This window comes from Pseudomonas koreensis, assembly GCF_012986595.1.
Taxonomy (GTDB): Bacteria; Pseudomonadota; Gammaproteobacteria; order Pseudomonadales; family Pseudomonadaceae; genus Aquipseudomonas; species Aquipseudomonas koreensis.
Map to the genome: position 1 here is coordinate 24,093 of NZ_JAAQYM010000010.1, position 16,789 is coordinate 40,881.

Annotated in this window: 18 protein-coding genes; 3 read left to right on the forward strand and 15 right to left on the reverse strand. The window is 60.3% G+C overall.

Translation table 11 applies throughout. The features are described from left to right. The first annotated feature begins 13 nt into the window (after nucleotides 1-13). Entirely contained in the window at nucleotides 14-1,171 is a 1,158-nt protein-coding gene (locus HBN98_RS27150) for a patatin-like phospholipase family protein (protein ID WP_064586701.1), read from the forward strand. Between the two features lie 89 nt (nucleotides 1,172-1,260). Here HBN98_RS27150 and HBN98_RS27155 read toward each other — a convergent pair whose 3' ends face one another. The 8 genes from HBN98_RS27155 to puuE all read right to left on the reverse strand — a co-directional run bounded on the left by HBN98_RS27155 (nucleotide 1,261) and on the right by puuE (nucleotide 9,411). Further along, on the reverse strand, nucleotides 1,261-2,046 hold the full coding sequence (locus tag HBN98_RS27155) for an outer membrane protein OmpK (protein WP_083366533.1): 786 nt from the start codon (nucleotides 2,044-2,046) through the stop codon (nucleotides 1,261-1,263). Nucleotides 2,047-2,419: 373 nt separating this feature from the next. Further along, nucleotides 2,420-3,205, reverse strand: coding sequence for an outer membrane protein OmpK (locus HBN98_RS27160; RefSeq protein ID WP_064586703.1), 786 nt, complete (start codon nucleotides 3,203-3,205; stop codon nucleotides 2,420-2,422). Nucleotides 3,206-3,364: 159 nt separating this feature from the next. Further along, the gene (locus HBN98_RS27165) at nucleotides 3,365-4,723 is read right to left on the reverse strand and encodes a nucleobase:cation symporter-2 family protein (protein WP_083366532.1); all 1,359 of its coding nucleotides are present in this window, start codon (nucleotides 4,721-4,723) and stop codon (nucleotides 3,365-3,367) included. Between the two features lie 167 nt (nucleotides 4,724-4,890). Beyond that, the gene (locus tag HBN98_RS27170) at nucleotides 4,891-6,213 is read right to left on the reverse strand and encodes a urate hydroxylase PuuD (protein ID WP_027613343.1); all 1,323 of its coding nucleotides are present in this window, start codon (nucleotides 6,211-6,213) and stop codon (nucleotides 4,891-4,893) included. A 51-nt stretch (nucleotides 6,214-6,264) separates the two neighbouring features. Beyond that, nucleotides 6,265-6,768, reverse strand: coding sequence for an ureidoglycolate lyase (locus tag HBN98_RS27175; RefSeq protein WP_041068829.1), 504 nt, complete (start codon nucleotides 6,766-6,768; stop codon nucleotides 6,265-6,267). A gap of 120 nt (nucleotides 6,769-6,888) precedes the next feature. Then, nucleotides 6,889-7,884 carry an allantoicase gene (gene alc, locus HBN98_RS27180; RefSeq protein WP_007960036.1) on the reverse strand — a complete coding sequence of 332 codons (996 nt, stop codon included), beginning with the start codon at nucleotides 7,882-7,884 and terminating at the stop codon, nucleotides 6,889-6,891. A gap of 88 nt (nucleotides 7,885-7,972) precedes the next feature. Then, nucleotides 7,973-8,488 (reverse strand): 2-oxo-4-hydroxy-4-carboxy-5-ureidoimidazoline decarboxylase, encoded by a 516-nt coding sequence (uraD, locus tag HBN98_RS27185; RefSeq protein ID WP_064586706.1) that lies wholly within the window; start codon nucleotides 8,486-8,488, stop codon nucleotides 7,973-7,975. After that, complete coding sequence (gene puuE / locus HBN98_RS27190) at nucleotides 8,485-9,411, reverse strand: allantoinase PuuE (RefSeq protein ID WP_083366531.1); 927 nt, start codon at nucleotides 9,409-9,411, stop codon at nucleotides 8,485-8,487. Before puuE ends, uraD begins: the two co-directional genes overlap by 4 nt. Before the next feature lie 430 nt (nucleotides 9,412-9,841). Here puuE and uraH point away from each other — a divergent pair, with 430 nt between their 5' ends. Continuing rightward, complete coding sequence (uraH, locus tag HBN98_RS27195) at nucleotides 9,842-10,195, forward strand: hydroxyisourate hydrolase (RefSeq protein WP_003223171.1); 354 nt, start codon at nucleotides 9,842-9,844, stop codon at nucleotides 10,193-10,195. 210 nt (nucleotides 10,196-10,405) lie between these two features. Here the strand turns inward: uraH and HBN98_RS27200 are convergent, their stop codons facing one another. The 3 genes from HBN98_RS27200 to HBN98_RS27210 all read right to left on the reverse strand — a co-directional run bounded on the left by HBN98_RS27200 (nucleotide 10,406) and on the right by HBN98_RS27210 (nucleotide 13,209). Next, on the reverse strand, nucleotides 10,406-11,032 hold the full coding sequence (locus tag HBN98_RS27200) for a LysE family translocator (protein WP_064586707.1): 627 nt from the start codon (nucleotides 11,030-11,032) through the stop codon (nucleotides 10,406-10,408). 90 nt (nucleotides 11,033-11,122) lie between these two features. Beyond that, a complete protein-coding gene (locus HBN98_RS27205; protein WP_027613339.1) occupies nucleotides 11,123-12,472 on the reverse strand; it encodes an NCS2 family permease in 1,350 nt (449 codons plus the stop codon). A gap of 290 nt (nucleotides 12,473-12,762) precedes the next feature. Continuing rightward, the gene (locus tag HBN98_RS27210; RefSeq protein WP_083366530.1) at nucleotides 12,763-13,209 is read right to left on the reverse strand and encodes a MarR family winged helix-turn-helix transcriptional regulator; all 447 of its coding nucleotides are present in this window, start codon (nucleotides 13,207-13,209) and stop codon (nucleotides 12,763-12,765) included. Nucleotides 13,210-13,291: 82 nt separating this feature from the next. On the opposite strand from HBN98_RS27210, the gene HBN98_RS27215 reads away from it, so the two are divergent. Next, nucleotides 13,292-14,458, forward strand: a complete 1,167-nt coding sequence (locus HBN98_RS27215) for an aminotransferase-like domain-containing protein (RefSeq protein ID WP_083366529.1) — start codon at nucleotides 13,292-13,294, stop codon at nucleotides 14,456-14,458. 166 nt (nucleotides 14,459-14,624) lie between these two features. Here HBN98_RS27215 and HBN98_RS27220 read toward each other — a convergent pair whose 3' ends face one another. The 4 genes from HBN98_RS27220 to HBN98_RS27235 form a co-directional block, all read right to left on the reverse strand. After that, entirely contained in the window at nucleotides 14,625-14,996 is a 372-nt protein-coding gene (locus HBN98_RS27220) for a glutathione S-transferase N-terminal domain-containing protein (protein ID WP_064589969.1), read from the reverse strand. Between the two features lie 103 nt (nucleotides 14,997-15,099). Next, a complete protein-coding gene (gene folE, locus HBN98_RS27225) occupies nucleotides 15,100-15,645 on the reverse strand; it encodes a GTP cyclohydrolase I FolE (protein ID WP_003204506.1) in 546 nt (181 codons plus the stop codon). Between the two features lie 77 nt (nucleotides 15,646-15,722). Continuing rightward, entirely contained in the window at nucleotides 15,723-16,280 is a 558-nt protein-coding gene (locus HBN98_RS27230; RefSeq protein ID WP_083366528.1) for a Smr/MutS family protein, read from the reverse strand. A 73-nt stretch (nucleotides 16,281-16,353) separates the two neighbouring features. Next, nucleotides 16,354-16,674 carry a hypothetical protein gene (locus tag HBN98_RS27235; protein ID WP_007914024.1) on the reverse strand — a complete coding sequence of 107 codons (321 nt, stop codon included), beginning with the start codon at nucleotides 16,672-16,674 and terminating at the stop codon, nucleotides 16,354-16,356. Nucleotides 16,675-16,789: the final 115 nt, after the last annotated feature.

A 16,789-nucleotide genomic window follows, 5' to 3' on the forward strand; every position in this document is an offset into this window, starting at 1 on the left:
ATGGAGCGTTGCGATGAGCCCAGCTGAACCGGTCACAGGTTTGATTCTTTCCGGCGGCGGGGCTCGGGCGGCGTATCAGGTGGGGGTGCTGGCGGCGATTGCCGAATTGCTGCCGTTGGGGGCGGACAATCCGTTTCCGGTGATCGTCGGCACCTCGGCCGGGGCGATCAACGCGGTCAGCCTGGCCAGTGGCGCCAGTGATTTTCGCGCCGCCATCGAACGCCTCACACTGTTCTGGCAGGGCTTTCGCAGCCATCGGGTGTTGCGCAGCGACTGGCCCGGGGTGATCCGTCAGGCCAGCCGCTTTGTCAGTCACAGCTTGCTCGGCATCGGTCGTCAATTGCCGGTGGCGCTGCTCAACAGTTCGCCGCTGCGCGACCTGCTCAATGAAAAACTGCACATGCCGGGCATCGCCGAATCCATCGCGCGCAAGCAATTGCATGCGGTGGCGGTGACCGCGTTCGGCTACGAGTCGGGGCAAGCGGTGACGTTCTATCAGGGCGGCGGCAAGATCGATGCGTGGCTGCGCCATCGGCGAATCGGCGTGCCGGCGCAGTTGTCGGTGGACCACCTGCTCGCCAGTTCGGCGATCCCGTTGCTGTTTGCGCCGGTGAAAATCGGTGAGGAATATTTCGGTGACGGCGCTGTGCGGCAATCGGCACCGATCAGCCCAGCCTTGCATCTGGGCGCGAGCCGGGTGCTGGTGGTGGGCGTGAGTGGCAACCCGCGCGGTTTCGATCCACAGCAGCCGCTGGAGCGCGCTTACACCGGGCAGCAGCCGACGCTGGCGCAGATCGGCGGGCACATGCTCAACAGCACATTCATCGACAGCCTGGAGAGCGACATCGAGTTGCTGCAGCGCCTGAACCAGTTCAGTCACCTGATGCCCGAGGGCGTACCGACGCGCGAACTGGGCGTGGCGCCGGTGGAGGTGCTGGTGATTGCGCCGAGTCAGCCGATCGATGAAATCGCGGCGCGGCATCGCCAGGAATTGCCGGCGGCGCTGCGCTTGTTCTTGCGCGGACCGGGGGCGACCAAGACCAGTGGGGCAGGGGTGTTGAGTTATCTGCTGTTCGAGGCGGGGTATTGCAGCGAGCTGATTGACCTGGGACGACGCGATGCGTTGGCCAAGCGCGAGGAACTGTGCCGGTTTTTGGGGTTAACTTCTTAAAGGCAAAAGATCGCAGCCTGCGGCAGCTCCTACATTGGAATGCGCTATCCCTGCAGGAGCTGGCGAAGCCTGCGATCTTTTGATCTTTATCAGAAGTGGAACTTCACCAGGAAGCTGGTCACGTTCTGATTGGTGGTGAAGCCACGGGTGTCGTCGATCCCGTACTTGTCTTTCCAGTAGTCGTATTCAACACCGACGTACAGTTGCTTCTCGCCGAAATGCAGGGCCTTGCCCAGGTCGTATTTGACCTGTGGGTTGAAGTGCAGGTTGGCGTGGTATTCGCCTTTGCTGTTGACGTCGTTGTCGACGACCCAGTCCATGTAGCCGTCGATCAGCACGTTCGAGCTGCCAACCGGGATGGTGTAGGACCAGACCGGGGTGATCTGCCAGACGTTGTCACCCGGGCGCGAGCCTTCGGTGTGACGTTGGTAGAAGTTCAGCTGGAAGTAGTCGAAACCCGGGATCGCCAGGTCGAAGCCAGGACCGATCAGGTAGGACTCGACGTCGCCTTCACCGAACTCGTAAGTCATCGCCAGCAGCACGTCTTTGATCGGGCCGAATTCGAGCTTCTGGTCCAGCATCTTGCCCAGCGAAATGCGCGGCTGGAACTCACCGTAATAGGTGTTGTTGCCGACGCCGCCATCTGGCTTGCCGTTGTAAAAGATCTTGTCGACGAACAGGAAGTTATCCCCGTACTTCCAGGCGTCGGCGTGCTCGAAGGTGACGGTCTGCTGGATTGCCGGGTTGACCTTGAAGTCTTTGCCGTAAAGGTAGGTCAGGCTGTTGTTCTGCCATTGCAGCAGGCCATCGGCCATGGCCTCGCCGCCGGCCAACATCGATCCCGCGAGCATCAGGCTGGTGCACATACGTTTCATTCGGTTGCTCCCAAAGTAGGTGTTCCACGTTTATTTTTTTAAGATCGGCGCTCTGGTGTGGCGCCTTTTTTCGTCGCTGCAAAAGTCATCCGACCGGTCAGCTTTGATGCTGTTAGCAAGAGCTGAGCCAAGGCTTTCGAAAAGCAAAAAAACGCCCGTTCGGCTGCTGAAAAACAGTCGATTGCGCGTGTTTTCGGGATGCCTCGGTACTGACCGGGGCCGGGATAAGTTGGCCCGTTGGTCAGGAATTAAATTCGGGCTTTTTTTTAGACCGAATTCAAGAGGCCGCGGAGAATACTGACTCCTCGGCCAGGTCTCAAGTGCCCCGCAACAGAGCACCGACGACAGGTATGGGGCACGGTTGCGGGCCATCTTAGAAGTGCACCTTCACCAGCAGGCTGGCGGTGTTCTGGTTGGTGTCGAGGTTGTGGCTGCTTTCGACTCCGTACTTGTTCTTCCAGTAGCTGTACTCGGTGCCGACGTACAGTTGCTTGTGGCTCCAGCCCAAGGCTTTGCCCAGGTCGTATTTGATCTGCGGATTGATGTGCAGATTGGCGTGGTAGGTGCCGCGCGAGTTCTGGTCGTTGTCGACAACCCAGTCCAGATAGCCATCGATCAGCAGGTCGGAATTGCCCAGCGGCACGCTGTACGACCAGCCCGGGGTGATCTGCCATACGCCGTCACCAGGGCGCGGGCCTTCGGTCTGGCGACGGAAGATGTTCAGGGTCACGTAGTTGAAGCCGGGCACCTTGAGGTCGAAGCCGGGGCCGATCAGGTAGGCCTCGCTGTCGCCCTCGCCGTACTCGTAGGTCATCGCCAGCAGCACGTCCTTGATCGGGCCGAACTCGATTTTCTGGTCGAAGATCTTGCCGAACGACAAGCGCGGGGTGAATTCGCCGTAGAAGGTGTGCGGGCCTTTATTGCGGTCTTCCTGACCGTTGTAGAAGATCTTGTCGACGAACAGAAAGTTGTCGCCGTACTTCCACTTGTCGGCGTGCTCGAACGTCACCGTCTGCTGGATCGACGGATTGATCGCGAAGTTCTTGCCGTACAGATAGCTGAGGCTGTTGGTCTGCCACAGCAGTAAATCGCCGGCCATGGCCTGACTCGCGGCCAGCAGGCCGCCACTCAACAGAACGTTGGTTTGCGTGCGAATCATCTGTTGCTCCCTCTTGTTTTTATTGTTGAGGCAGGGTGTTGCACGTCCCCTGTGGGAGCGAGCCTGCTCGCGAAGAGGGCGTGTCAGTCGCCATCACTGTTTAATGACACAGCGCTTTCGCGAGCAGGCTCGCTCCCACAAGGTTTTGGGGTGACTTCCTTAATGCTGATGCGCGTGACAGTCGTTGATCGCTGCGCGCTCGGCGCCGCCGAGGATGTTGAACAGCAGGTTCAGCGTCAGTGCGCTGAGCGTGGCCATGGCGATGCCGCTGTGGGTGATCGGGCTCATCCACATCGGCAGATGCGCGAAGAACTCCGGACGCACCACCGGGATCAGGCCCATGCCGATGCTCACTGCCACCAGCAACTGGTTGCGCCGGTCACCGATGTCGGCTTCCTGGAGGATCTTGATTCCGGTCGCGGCAACCATGCCGAACATCGCAATCGCCGCACCGCCCAACACCGCTGGCGGAATCGACGCCACGAGGAACGCGGCTTTCGGCAGCAGGCTCAGCACGATCAGCAGGCCACCGGCGACGATGGTTACCGAGCGGCAGCGCACGCCGGTCATCTGCACCAGGCCGATGTTCTGCGCGAACGAGGAGTGGGTGAAGGTGTTGAAGAAACCGGCCACGAAGGAGGCGCCGGCATCGCACAGCAGGCCGCGTCGCAGCATCCGTGGGCAGACTTCCTGGCCGGTGATCTTGCCCAGCGCCAGGAACATCCCGGTGGACTCGACGAAAATGATCACCACCACCAGGCACATCGACAGGATCGGTGCGAGTTCGAATTTCGGCATGCCGAAGTGCAGCGGGGTGACGAACTGAATCCATGGCGCGTTGGCCATGCCGCTCAGGTCGACCATGCCGATCACGCCGCAGAGCACGTAGCCGATGCACATGCCGATCAGTACGGAAATGTTGACCCAGAAACCGCGCATGAAGCGATGGATCAGCAGAATGGTCGCCAGCACCAGGGCGGCGATGGCCAGATAAACCGGTGAACCGAATTGCGCTGCGGCGGCACCGCCACCGGCCCAGTTCACGGCCACGGGGAACAGCGACAGACCGATCGAGGTGATGACCGTGCCAGTGACCAGCGGCGGGAAGAAGCGCACGACCTTGGACATGAACGGCGCGATGAGCATGCCGAAGAATCCGGCAGCGATTGTTGCGCCGAAGATGCCTTGCAGACCGATACCGGGCATGCCGGCCATGGCGACCATGCTGCCGACCGCGGCAAAACTGGCGCCCATCATCACCGGCATGCGGATGCCCATCGGGCCGATACCCAGCGACTGGACAATGGTGGCGACGCCAGCGACCAGCAGGTCAGCGTTGATCAGGAAGGCAATTTCTTCACGACTCAGGCCAGCGGCCTGTCCGATGATCAGCGGCACCGCGATGGCACCGCCGTACATCAGCAGAACATGTTGCAAACCGACCAGGATCAGTTGCAAAAGGGGCAAACGCTGAATGGCGGGTGCGTCGGGGATGCGCGCTTTGGACAGCTCGGACATGCAACACCTCGGATCTTTTTATTCTTGTGATTGAACAGCTGCCGGGTGGCTCACAGCTGTTGCTTTGCATCAGGTAAAACCGCGTTAAGGCGATTCGCGAGCAGGCTCGCTCCCACAGGAAATGCGCGATCTCTGTGGGAGCGAGCCTGCTCGCGAAGCTTTGTTGCTTAGTTGGTCTGTGCTCCCTGGGCGATCCAGGCACCGATCAGGTCACGTTCCTGCTGGGTCATCTGCGTGATGTTGCCCAGTGGCATGATCTGTGTGGTGATGGCTTGCGCCTGGATCCGCGCCGCGTTCTGGCGGATCTGCTCGGGGGTGTCGAACATCACACCGGCGGGCGCCGCACTGAACAGCGGGCTGGTTGGTTTGGCCGAGTGGCAAACCGCGCAGCGTTCCTGGATCACGTTGTGCACCTTGTCGAACGCAGGACCGGCGTTGGACGCTTGCGCCGGTGCAGCAGCAGGGGCCGCCGGAGCGGCTGGCGCTGCAGGTGCCGCCGCTTCAGCCGGTTTCGCGCCACCGCCCAGTGCCGTTTCCGGCAGCGGCTGGTACTCGATTTTCGCGGGTGCCTTGGCCACGTCCGGCGCGGTCGGCATCGGCGCAGGGCCGGTGACGTACGCCAGGGTGATCATGCCCACCGCTGCCACTGGCAGGGTCCAGGCAAACTTGTGGCTGTCATGACGGGTGTTGAAGTAGTGACGCACCAACACCGCCAACACCGCGATCCCGGCCAGGATCAGCCAGTTGTACTGGCTGCCATAAGTGCTCGGGAAGTGGTTGCTGATCATGATGAACAGCACCGGCAGGGTGAAGTAGTTGTTGTGACGCGAACGCAGCAGGCCCTTGGCTGGCAGCGCCGGGTCCGGCGTACGGTTCTCGGCGATGGCCGCGACCAGTGCACGCTGCGCCGGCATGATGATGCGGAACACGTTGCCGACCATGATGGTGCCGATGATCGCGCCGACGTGCAGGTACGCACCACGACCGCTGAACACTTTGCTGAAGCCATACGCCGCGCCGATGATCAGCACGAACAGGATGAAGCCGAGCAGGGCGGGTTTCTTGCCCAGTGCCGAATCGCAGAGGAAGTCGTAGATGAACCAGCCGGCGATCAGCGAACCGATGCCGATGGCCACGCCTTCAGGACCGGTCAGGCCGCTGCCGGGTGCCACGAGGTAGAGCACGGGGTTGGAGTAGAACACCACGCACAGAAGCGCGATCCCCGACATCCAGGTGAAGTAGGCTTCCCATTTGAACCAGTGCAGGTTCTCCGGCATCGACGGTGGGGCCAGTTTGTATTTTTCCAGGTGATAGATACCGCCGCCGTGGATCGCCCACAGATCACCGGCCAGGCCGGTTTTCGGGTTGACGCGGTTGAGGTTGTTCTCCAGCCAGACGAAGTAGAACGACGCGCCGATCCAGGCCACGCCAGTGATCATGTGAACCCAGCGCACGCTCAGGTTCAGCCATTCCAACAGATGTGCTTCCACAGTCTTTACCTCTCGCCTGCCACTCTTGTTGTCGAGTGATCAGACCTTCTCTTATTGGTGGGGGGCGAGGATCAAACGCTCATCCTCTTTGAAAAAATGCTCATCGCAGTTATTGCCTGTGCCACTGCGATCAACCACCAGGAAGTCATCCCGCTTTTCGATCGTCAGCACCGGGTGGTGCCAGACGCCGCGATGGTAATTGATGCCCTGCCTGCCGTTGGTGACGAAGGCGCGGACCAAGCCTGATACAGGTACATCGCCAAGTGGCGCGACCACGATCAGAAAGGGGTTGCCGAGCAGCGGAATGAAAGCCTGGCTGCCCAGCGGATGGCGTTCCAGCATGCTCACGGTCAGCGGCATGTCCTGCGCGTCGGCGCGGAAGATGCTGATGATCGCGTTGTCCTCAGGCGTAGCGGTTTCGACCGTCGCCAGTTTATGGAAGCGCATGGTCGAACCGTTGTTGATCATGAAGTGATCGCTGCCGTCGGTTTCGATCACGTCACCGAAGGGGGCGAAGGCTTCTTTGGTCAGCGGTTCAATCTGTAGTGTGCGCATGCTGTTCTTCTTATCCGGATTCTGTGTTGACTGTTCTGACGCTTTCGCGAGCAGGCTCGCTCCCACCCTTGGAATGCAATCCCCTGTGGGAGCGAGCCTGCTCGCGAATGGCTTCACTGCTTATTTAGCGACCTTGCCGAGAACGCGCAGGCGACTCACACCACCGTCCGGGAACACATTCAGGCGGATGTGGGTGATCGGGCCCAGTGCCTTGATCTGCTCGACGAAGGTGTGTTCGGCGTGCATTTCCAGCTTCTGGCTCGGCAGCAGTTCACGCCAGAACAGCGACTGGGTTTCGATCTGGCTGTCGGTGCCGCCCTTGACGAACGCGCCCTGGATCGAGCAGGTGTCCGGGTAGTTGCCCTTGAAGTGCAGGGTGTCGACGATGATTTTTTCGATCTCGCCCGGGTGGCCCAGTGCGACGATCACCCAGTCATTGCCTGGCGTGCGACGACGTGCGGTTTCCCAGCCGTCGCCCATGTTGATGCCACGGCCCGGATTGAGGATGTTGCTCATGCGACCGAAGTGTTCGTCGGAGCAGGCGAGGGCGCGGCCACCGTTGAGGGCAGCAGCCAGGTCGACCTGTTCGTTGTCGCCAACAGCGGACCAGTCGCGGAACGGAATGCCGTACACGCGCAGACGGGCCACACCGCCATCCGGGTAGATGTTGAAGCGCAGGTGGCTGAAGGCTTTGTCGTTGCTGATTTCGTGGTAGTGGTGGCTGTTGCCCTGCAGCTCGACGGCCGACAGCACTTCAGTCCACTGGGTGTTTTCGTCCGGCTCGCCCGAGGCCAGGAAGCACGCTTCCAGCGAGGCCGATGGCGGGAAGTTGCCGGTGAAGAATGAAGTGTCGATGTCCACGCCTTTGATCGAACCCGGTACGCCCAGGCGGATCACCGCGCTGTCGTAGCCTTCAAAGCGCTTGCGACGCGATTCCCAGCCGTCCATCCACTTGCCGTTGTCGTCGAACACACCCTCCTTCCACACGGCCGGGGTCGGCTGAAACAGACGATTGGCGTCTGCGAACCAGTCATCGGTGACCGAGATGATTTTGGTGCCCAGACGGGCATCGGCCAGGTTGACGAACTTCTCGAAAGGTACGGCGTAAGCTTTCATTCTTCTTGTCTGCCTTTAATAAGTTGGCTGGGGATGCTTGCAAGACCCTGGGTGCTCTCCGCGTCTGATGCACTCGGGTCAGGCTTCGCTAAAGAGTCAGTAAACGGAACAGGGCGATCTTGTTGATCTCCGCCAGCGCGCATTTGAATTCGGTGTCGACCGAGTTGTGAATGCGCGTTTCGAACGCCGCGAGGATCTGATGCCGGTTGCTGCCTTTTACCGCCATGATGAAGGGAAACTTGAACTTGGCCTTGTAGGCGTCGTTCAGCTCGGTGAAGCGCTGGAACTCTTCGGCCGTGCATTGGTGAATACCGGCGCCCGCCTGTTCATTGGTGCTGGCTTCGGTCAGTTGGCCCTGGACGGCAGCTTTGCCGGCCAGGTCCGGGTGAGCATTGATCAACGCCAGCTGACTGGCGTGATCGGCGCTCAACAGGATGTCGCTCATGCGCTGGTGCAGGGTTTCGATCTCGTCGATCGACGCGTCCACGCCCAGGTCATAGGCCTTCTCGGCCACCCATGGCGAATGTTCGTAGATGTCGGCGAAGGCTTTGACGAAGGCGTCGCGGCTCAGGCTCGACGGTTGCAGGGTTTGAAAGCGGCTCATTTGGCGGCCCCTTGGTACGGGTGGGTTTCGTGCCAGTGGCGCGCGATGTCGACGCGACGGCTGAACCACACCTGTTCATGACTTTTGGCGTATTCGATAAAGCGCTTGAGCGAAGCGAGGCGAGCCGGACGGCCAATCAGGCGGCAGTGCAGGCCGATCGAGAGCATCTTCGGCGCTTCGGCACCTTCGGCGTAGAGCACGTCGAACGCGTCTTTGAGGTAGTCGAAGAAGTCGTCACCCTTGTTGAAACCCTGAACTTGCGTGAAGCGCATGTCGTTGGTGTCGAGGGTGTACGGGATCACCAGGTGCGGCTTGCCGGTCGGGTTGTTCGGCTCCCAGTAGGGCAGGTCGTCGTCGTAGGTGTCGCAGTCGTAGAGGAAACCGCCTTCTTCCATCACCAGGCGCCGGGTGTTCGGGCCGGTGCGGCCGGTGTACCAGCCCAGTGGGCGTTCGCCGGTGAGTTCGGTGAGGATGCGGATCGCTTCGAGCATGTGCTCGCGCTCCTGCGCCTCGTCCATGTACTGGTAGTCGATCCAGCGGTAGCCGTGGCTGCAGATCTCGTGGCCGGCCTCGACCATCGCACGGATCACATCCGGATGGCGCTGAGCGGCCATGGCCACGGCGAAGATGGTCAGCGGGATGTCGAATTCCTTGAACAGCTTGAGGATCCGCCAGACGCCGGCACGGCTGCCATACTCGTAAAGCGATTCCATGCTCATGTTGCGCGCGCCTTGCAGCGGCTGGGCGGCAACCATCTCGGAGAGGAAGGCTTCGGACTCTTTGTCACCGTGCAGAATATTGCGCTCGCCACCTTCTTCGTAGTTGAGCACGAAGGACAGGGCGATGCGGGCATTGCCCGGCCAGTGTGGGTGAGGAGGGTTACTGCCGTAACCGATCAGGTCGCGTGGGTAGTCAGCGCTCACTGCAGTCTTCCTTCTTATTCGTTGACAGAGGGTGTGGCGGCCTGGCGGTGAGTAAGCAGGCTGGCGTCACAGCGATGGGCTGATTGTATACAACTTTATTCGCAATTTGTAAGCCTGAATTTTCGCATTTTTCACCGACTGTCATCTTTTGCTGTTAATGGCGTGAGCCTGCAAGAAACCTGCCTGATCAGTCAGCTAATGGATCGCAGGTTCAATAGCCAGGCACTTGGGGGGCAGATCAAGGGTAAACACCCGAATGGCGGGGGTGATGCGAAAAATGTCGTTTTTATTGTGTACAATTTTTTTGAAAAGTGTCTTAATCAGTCGCTCGCCGCAGCTTTTCGTGCTCCGAATCGGTGCGGTCTCCTTTTTACCTGACTTCGGGAGGCGCGAAGTCTGACTGCTCTTTGCGGCCAGGCGCGCAGAATCAATGGGACGTTTGACAACACACGTTTTGGACGCTGCACACGGTTGCCCGGGCAGCTCGATCAAGGTCGAGCTGTACCGCGTTGAAGGTTCGCACCTGGAATTGGTCGCCAGTGCGATTACCAACAGCGATGGCCGGGTCGATGCGCCGCTGCTGCAAGGCGATGACTACCGCACCGGGGTCTATCAAGTGCAGTTCCACGCCGGCGATTACTACCGCGCCCGTGGCGTTCAGCTACCGGAACCGGCGTTCCTCGATGTGGTGGTGCTGCGGTTCGGCATCAGCGCTGAACAGGATCACTACCACGTGCCGTTGCTGATCTCGCCTTACAGCTATTCCACCTATCGGGGCAGCTGACCCCCAAGCAGCTGCCCCCACCGGGAAGCGACTGCGCATATAGCTTCTTTGGTCTTTCGCCCGCTCACACTGCGGGCTTTTTTTCGACCCTGAAAAAGTGGTGTCTGGTCTGACGCCATCGCTGGCAAGCCAGCTCCCACAGTGTCCGGGCCGTACACAAAAAATGTGAGCACCCCTAAACCTGTGGGAGCTGGCTTGCCAGCGATGCTTTTAACGGCTCAACAGCGACGCAGCGCCGGCACCACTGAACAACCCGGCACTCACCCGGTTGAACCAGCTCTGCCCCTTGCCGCTACGCAGATACCGCGCCGCGCCATGCGCGCCCAGCCCGTAAGCCAGTTTGCAGCACAGGTCGAGCACCACCCAGGTCGCAATCATGATCAGCAACTGCGGCAGGAACGGCTGTTGCGCGCTGAGGAACTGCGGCAGAAACGCGGCGAAGAACAGGATGTCTTTCGGATTGCTCGCACCCAATACGAAGGCGCGCCCAAACAGGGTGCGGAATCGCGGGACCGGCGCGGCTTGCGGCACTTCGGCGCCTACCGACGGCTGACGCGATTGCTGCCAGCTCTGCCATGCGAGGTAGAACAGGTACAGCGCGCCGACGATCTTCAAGGCGCTGAACAGCTGCTCCGACGCCAGCAGCAGGGCGCCGAGGCCCAGCGCCGAGGCGCTGAGCAGGCAGATCGAGGCGATCACGCCGCCAAGAAACGCCGGGTACGAACGGCGCAAACCGTAGTTCAGGCTGTTGCTGATCATCAGCAATGACAGCGGCCCGGGAATCAGGATCACCACCAATGCAGCGCCGCTGAACAGCAGCCAGGTCTCCAGACTCATCACTTTCCTCCTCTTTTTGTTGTACTCAAGAATGTGCAAAAGCCCCACCCGCGAGGGTGAGGCTGTTTTGACGCTTGAACCGCGTGGCGCTTACAAGAAGATGAACTTGGCGATGAAGATCGCGCAGAGCACCCACAGGCTGACCGAAATTTCCTTGTACTTGCCGGTACCGGCCTTCAACGCCACGTAGGTGATGAAGCCCAGCGCGATGCCGTCGGCGACCGAGAAGGTCAACGGCATCATGATCGCGGTGACGATCGCCGGAATGGCATCAGTGGCTTCGTCCCACTCGATATGGGCCATGCCGCCCATCATCAGCATCGCTACATAAATCAGCGCACCGGCGGTGGCGTAAGCGGGAATCATGCCGGCCAGCGGTGCGAAAAACATCGCGGCTATAAATAGCACACCTACGGTGACTGCGGTAAGACCAGTCCGACCACCAGCGGCCACACCGGCGGCACTTTCCACGTAGCTTGTCACGGGAGGCACACCGACCACGGCGCCGAAGACGCTGGAGGCACTGTCGGCTTTCATGGCGCGGGAGAGGTTTTCGATGCGGCCGTCAGCGTTGACCAGATTGGCGCGCTGGGCGACGCCCATCAGGGTGCCGGCGGTGTCGAACATGTGCACGAAGAGGAAGGCCAGGACCACGCTGATCATGCTGACGTTGAACACGCCTGCGACGTTCATCGCCATGAAGGTCGGCGCCAGGCTTGGCGGGGTCGACATGATCCCTTCGTAGTGCACGATGCCCAGGCCCCAGCCGGCCAGGGTCACGGTGATGATGCTGATGAGGATCGCGCCGAACACCTTGTGGTAGCTGAGGATCGCGATCATCAGGAAGCAGATCGCGGCGAGCAGCGGGCCGGGTTCACGCAGGGAGCCGAGCTTGATCAGGGTGGCCGGGCTGTCGACGACGATGCCCGCGGTTTTCAGGCCGATCAGGCCGAGGAACAGACCGACACCGGCGCCCATCGCAAAGCGCAGGCTGACCGGAATGCTGTTGAGCAGCCATTCGCGAATGCGCGAGAAGGTCAGGATCATGAACAGCACACCGGAGACGAACACCGCACCGAGCGCGGTTTCCCAGTTGTAGCCCATGGTGCCGACCACGGTGTAGGTGAAGAAGGCGTTGAGCCCCATGCCCGGTGCCAGACCCACCGGCCAGTTGGCGTACAGGCCCATCAGCAGGCAGCCGAGTGCGGCGGCGATGCAGGTGGCGACGAAGGCTGCACCGTGATCGATCCCGGCATCGGCCATGATGTTCGGGTTGACGAAGATGATGTAAGCCATGGTGATGAAGGTTGTCAGACCGGCAATCAGCTCGGTCTTCACCGTGGTGCCATGCAAGCTGAGTTTAAAGATGCGCTCCAGCACGCCCGTGCGTAAGGGCGGCGAGAGTTCCAGCGTCGATGCTTCGGATTTGCGGCTTTCCACAGCGAGTACTCCTCAAGAGTTTTATTGTTATTTCCAGGGCCGGACCCATGAGGGGTGGCAGCAGCCCTTTGAGGCATACGCGAATTTGTTGACCATGCGGTCAGGAACTCGCACGCAGTGGATTATGCTTTTGTGTACAAATAAAGCAAATATTGTTTTTGGTTTTGTTTACGAAAGCTCCATCGATAGGGATATATCGTCTTTGCGGACACCTTCGCGAGCATGCCCACTCCCACCAGGGAATGCGATCTAATGTGGGAGCGAGCCTGCTCGCGAAGAGGCCAGAGGATTCAATCCAGATGGGCCTGACTCTCACCCAAGGCCATATTCACCGCCAACCACCCATTCACCGCCGCTTCCCCAGCCTCGGCAAACACCCGCTCGAGCAATTTCACCTGCTCACGGCGTAACGCCTGCTCGAACTTCGCACCCTCGGCGGTCAGTTCAAGCAGGCGCTTACGCTTGTCCGCTTCCGACGCCACGCTCTCCACCAGGTGCATTTCCTGCAACTGGCGCAGCGGCATGTTCAGCGCCTGTTTGCTCACGCCGAGCAATCCCAGTAATTCCTTCACACTCAAATTCGGATAGCGCGCGATGAAAAACACGATCCGCTGATGCACCCGAGACAGGCCGCGACGCTCGAGCATTTCATCGGCCTTGGCGGTGAACGCCTGATAGCCGAAGAAAAACGCTTCCATCGCCTGTTGCTGGCTAGTGGGGTTTTTAAGGTCAAGCATATTGACGTACTCGCTCAAGCTGTCGTAGTTTCAGTCAACCAGTTTGACTCATTTTTCCCAGGCCTCGCTACCGGTGACTACCATGGCTTTTTCCGAACGTGTCTCGCGCCTTAAAAGTTCTCTGATCCGTGAAATCCTCGCCGCCGCCCAGCGCCCGGAAGTGATGTCGTTCGCCGGCGGCTTGCCCGCCGAAGCCATGTTGCCCAACGTCGAATGGGCCGACATGCCGCTGTCCCTCGGCCAATACGGCATGAGCGAAGGCGAGCCGGCATTGCGTGAAGCGCTGGCGGCGGAGGCGCGGGCGTTGGGGCTGGAATGCGCGGCGAGTCAGGTGCTGGTGGTCAGCGGCTCCCAGCAGACCCTGGATCTGGCGGCCAAGTTGTACATCGACCAAGGCACCGAAATCCTCCTGGAAGCACCGACCTACCTGGCCGCGTTGCAGATCTTCCAGCTGTTTGGCGCCGATTGCCTGACCGTGCCGCAAGAGGCCGATGGCCCGAATCTGGCCCAGCTGCGCAGCCGTCTTGAACAGCATCGTCCGGCGTTCATCTACCTGATTCCGACGTTCCAGAACCCGTCCGCCGTGCGCTACAGCGAAGCCAAGCGCGCTGCCGTTGCCGCGCTGCTGGACGAGTTCGGCGTAACCCTGATCGAAGACGAGCCCTACCGCGAACTGACCTTCGACGGCGGCAGCGCCAAACCGATTGCCGGGCGCCTGAAAAAAGCCAGCTGGATCTACACCGGCACCGTGTCGAAAACTCTGCTGCCGGGGTTGCGTGTCGGCTACCTGATCGCCAGTCCGGACCTGTTCCCGCACCTGCTCAAACTCAAGCAATCGGCGGATCTGCACACCAACCGCATCGGTCAGTGGCAGGCGCTGCAATGGATTGGTACGGCAAAATACCAGCAGCACTTGAGCGAGCTGCGCGGTTTCTACCGGCAGCGTCGCGATGCCTTTCAATCGGCGCTGGAAACCCATTTTTCTGATCTGGCGGACTGGAACATGCCGCAGGGCGGGCTGTTTTTCTGGCTGACGCTCAAGCAACCGATGGATACGCGCACCTTGCTCAACGAGGCGTTGGCCAAGGATGTGGCGTTCATGCCGGGCGAGCCGTTTTTTCCCGATCCCGATCGAAACCTCGGGCATCTGCGTTTGAATTTCAGCCACATCGACCCGGCGCGGCTGGATGAAGGACTGAAGCGGTTGGCGGCGGTGGTGCGGCAGGCGCAAATAGACAAAGCAGCCTGAAAACAAAAAAACCGGCTCGAGGGCCGGTTTATTTTTGTCTGAATAATGTGTTGCTCTTGCGGGCCCCATCGCTGGCAAGCCAGCTCCCACAGGTTTTGTGAACGCCACAGATCACTGTGGGAGCTGGCTTGCCAGCGATGGGGGCATCAACAACACAACATCAATATCAGACCGCCGCAAACCGCTTATCCAGATAATCAATGATCACCTTGGACTCATACATCCACGTCGTCTGCCCATTCTCTTCAATGCGCAGGCACGGCACTTTGATCTTGCCGCCCTGGTCCAGCAGCGTCTGGCGATCCTGTTCGTTGTTCTTCGCGTCCTTCAGCGCTACCGGCACATTCAGGCGACGCAGGGTGCGGCGGGTCTTCACGCAGAACGGGCAGGCGTGGAACTGATACAGGGTCAGGCTTTTGGCGGCGGCGTTGACCTGGGCCTGGGTTTCGGCCGGACGTTGTTTCTTGCCCGGGCGGGTGATGAAGTCGATGAAGATGATCAGTTGGCCAAGGCCGACACGAAGCGCTTTTACGAACACGTTGAAAGCCTCACGGTACAAATGGAGAAAGGCGCGCAGCTTACCCGATTTTTCGCGGACGAAAAAAAACCGGCGATCAACGCCGGTTTTTTTCTGCAGCCGATTACTTGATCAGGCTGAGGAACTCGCTGCGAGTCGCCGCGTTCTCGCGGAACTCGCCGAGCATCACCGAAGTGATCATCGACGAATTCTGCTTCTCCACACCGCGCATCATCATGCACATGTGCTTGGCCTCGATCACCACGGCAACGCCCAGCGCGCCGGTGACTTGCTGCACAGCATCAGCGATCTGGCGGCTGAGGTTTTCCTGGATCTGCAGGCGACGGGCGTACATGTCGACGATCCGCGCGACCTTCGACAGGCCCAGCACTTTGCCGCTCGGGATGTACGCGACGTGCGCCTTGCCGATGAACGGCAGCAGGTGGTGTTCGCACAACGAGTAGAGCTCGATGTCCTTGACCAGCACCATTTCGCTGTTGTCGGAGCTGAACAGGGCACCGTTGGTGACCTCTTCGAGCGTCTGTTCATAACCGCGGCAGAGGTACTGCATGGCTTTGGCGGCACGCTTTGGCGTGTCGAGCAGGCCCTCGCGGGACACGTCCTCGCCCAGTTGGCCGAGAATCGCGGTGTAATTCTGTTCCAGGGACATGAAACTACCTGTGGGGATTTTCGCAAAGGGCAAGGGTACGGTGGCGGACACAACCCTGCAAGTTCGGTGTTACGCGATTATTCGTCGCGGCCTTCCATCATGGTGCGTTTGAGCATCACGTAAACCGCGCCGGCACCGCCATGTCTGGCCTGGCAGGAGCAGAAACCGAGCACTTGCGGGTGCTGGCGCAGCCAAGTGTTTACGTGGCTTTTGATCATCGGCCGCTTGCCGTCCAGGCGCACGGCCTTGCCGTGGGTGACGCGCACGCAGCGGATTTCGAATCGGGTCGCCTCGGCGAGGAAGGCCCAGAGGGTCTCGCGGGCTTTTTCGACGTTCATGCCGTGCAGGTCGAGGCTGCCTTCGAACGGGATCTGGCCGATCTTGAGCTTGCGCATCTGGCTTTCCTGCACCCCGTCGCGGGCCCACATCAACTCGTCTTCAGGGCCGACGTCGATCACGAACTGATCGGACAGGCCATCCACGGTAGTGTTGTCGGTGCGCACGGTGGCGGACTGGCGCAGCTTGGCGATCTGGGCGCGGTCAGCCTTGGGTTTGCCGGTGTCGGCGCGGTCGTGCTTGATCGGCTTGACGCCTTGGATCGCACTTTTGAACAGGGAAAAATCGTCGTCTTGCATGTCAGCCTCCGCGAAGGGCGGCCAGTTTACCCAAGTCGAAACAAAACGGCCCGGCAAAAAGCCAGGCCGTATGTCAGTCGTGTTTTTTCATCAGGTGCGGGGACATGTTCAGTTCCCGCGATTGCCGGGCGCGACGCCGGCAACGACGCCACAGCGCCACGCCGAAATACAGGAACAGCAAACCGACCGCCAGAATGATCGCCGAACCCATCGGCGTGGCGTTCAGGTCGCCGAGCGCCGGTGGGCGTCCCAGCAGGCTGGCGGCCCCGGCCATCGCCAGCAGCACACCGAACGTCGCCAGAATGGCGGCGATCGCTGCGCCAAATCGAAAACGCCAGTTGCTTTGGCCTTTGGGCCGCAAGCGGCGTGCGTCAAATCCATCGGATAACTTCATTCCGACCTTCCTCAATGGGTATCGGCCCTTCGACCGGGAGTTGACCGGGTTGTTCCTGAGGCTAAGGCAATTGAAGCAAATGCGAGGCTTTTGCGGATGAGCGGCGCCGTGAACC

Bases quoted from the DNA above. Each gene is read 5' to 3' on its own strand.
- HBN98_RS27235 (WP_007914024.1), bottom strand. From the start codon at position 16,674: ATGAAGTTATCCGATGGATTTGACGCACGCCGCTTGCGGCCCAAAGGC.
- uraH (WP_003223171.1), top strand. From the start codon at position 9,842: ATGGGACGTTTGACAACACACGTTTTGGACGCTGCACACGGTTGCCCG.
- HBN98_RS27165 (WP_083366532.1), bottom strand. From the start codon at position 4,723: ATGTCCGAGCTGTCCAAAGCGCGCATCCCCGACGCACCCGCCATTCAG.
- HBN98_RS27160 (WP_064586703.1), bottom strand. From the start codon at position 3,205: ATGATTCGCACGCAAACCAACGTTCTGTTGAGTGGCGGCCTGCTGGCC.
- HBN98_RS27200 (WP_064586707.1), bottom strand. From the start codon at position 11,032: ATGAGTCTGGAGACCTGGCTGCTGTTCAGCGGCGCTGCATTGGTGGTG.
- HBN98_RS27175 (WP_041068829.1), bottom strand. From the start codon at position 6,768: ATGCGCACACTACAGATTGAACCGCTGACCAAAGAAGCCTTCGCCCCC.
- folE (WP_003204506.1), bottom strand. From the start codon at position 15,645: ATGTCCCTGGAACAGAATTACACCGCGATTCTCGGCCAACTGGGCGAG.
- HBN98_RS27155 (WP_083366533.1), bottom strand. From the start codon at position 2,046: ATGAAACGTATGTGCACCAGCCTGATGCTCGCGGGATCGATGTTGGCC.
- HBN98_RS27150 (WP_064586701.1), top strand. From the start codon at position 14: ATGAGCCCAGCTGAACCGGTCACAGGTTTGATTCTTTCCGGCGGCGGG.
- HBN98_RS27215 (WP_083366529.1), top strand. From the start codon at position 13,292: ATGGCTTTTTCCGAACGTGTCTCGCGCCTTAAAAGTTCTCTGATCCGT.
- HBN98_RS27230 (WP_083366528.1), bottom strand. From the start codon at position 16,280: ATGCAAGACGACGATTTTTCCCTGTTCAAAAGTGCGATCCAAGGCGTC.
- HBN98_RS27210 (WP_083366530.1), bottom strand. From the start codon at position 13,209: ATGCTTGACCTTAAAAACCCCACTAGCCAGCAACAGGCGATGGAAGCG.
- alc (WP_007960036.1), bottom strand. From the start codon at position 7,884: ATGAAAGCTTACGCCGTACCTTTCGAGAAGTTCGTCAACCTGGCCGAT.
- uraD (WP_064586706.1), bottom strand. From the start codon at position 8,488: ATGAGCCGCTTTCAAACCCTGCAACCGTCGAGCCTGAGCCGCGACGCC.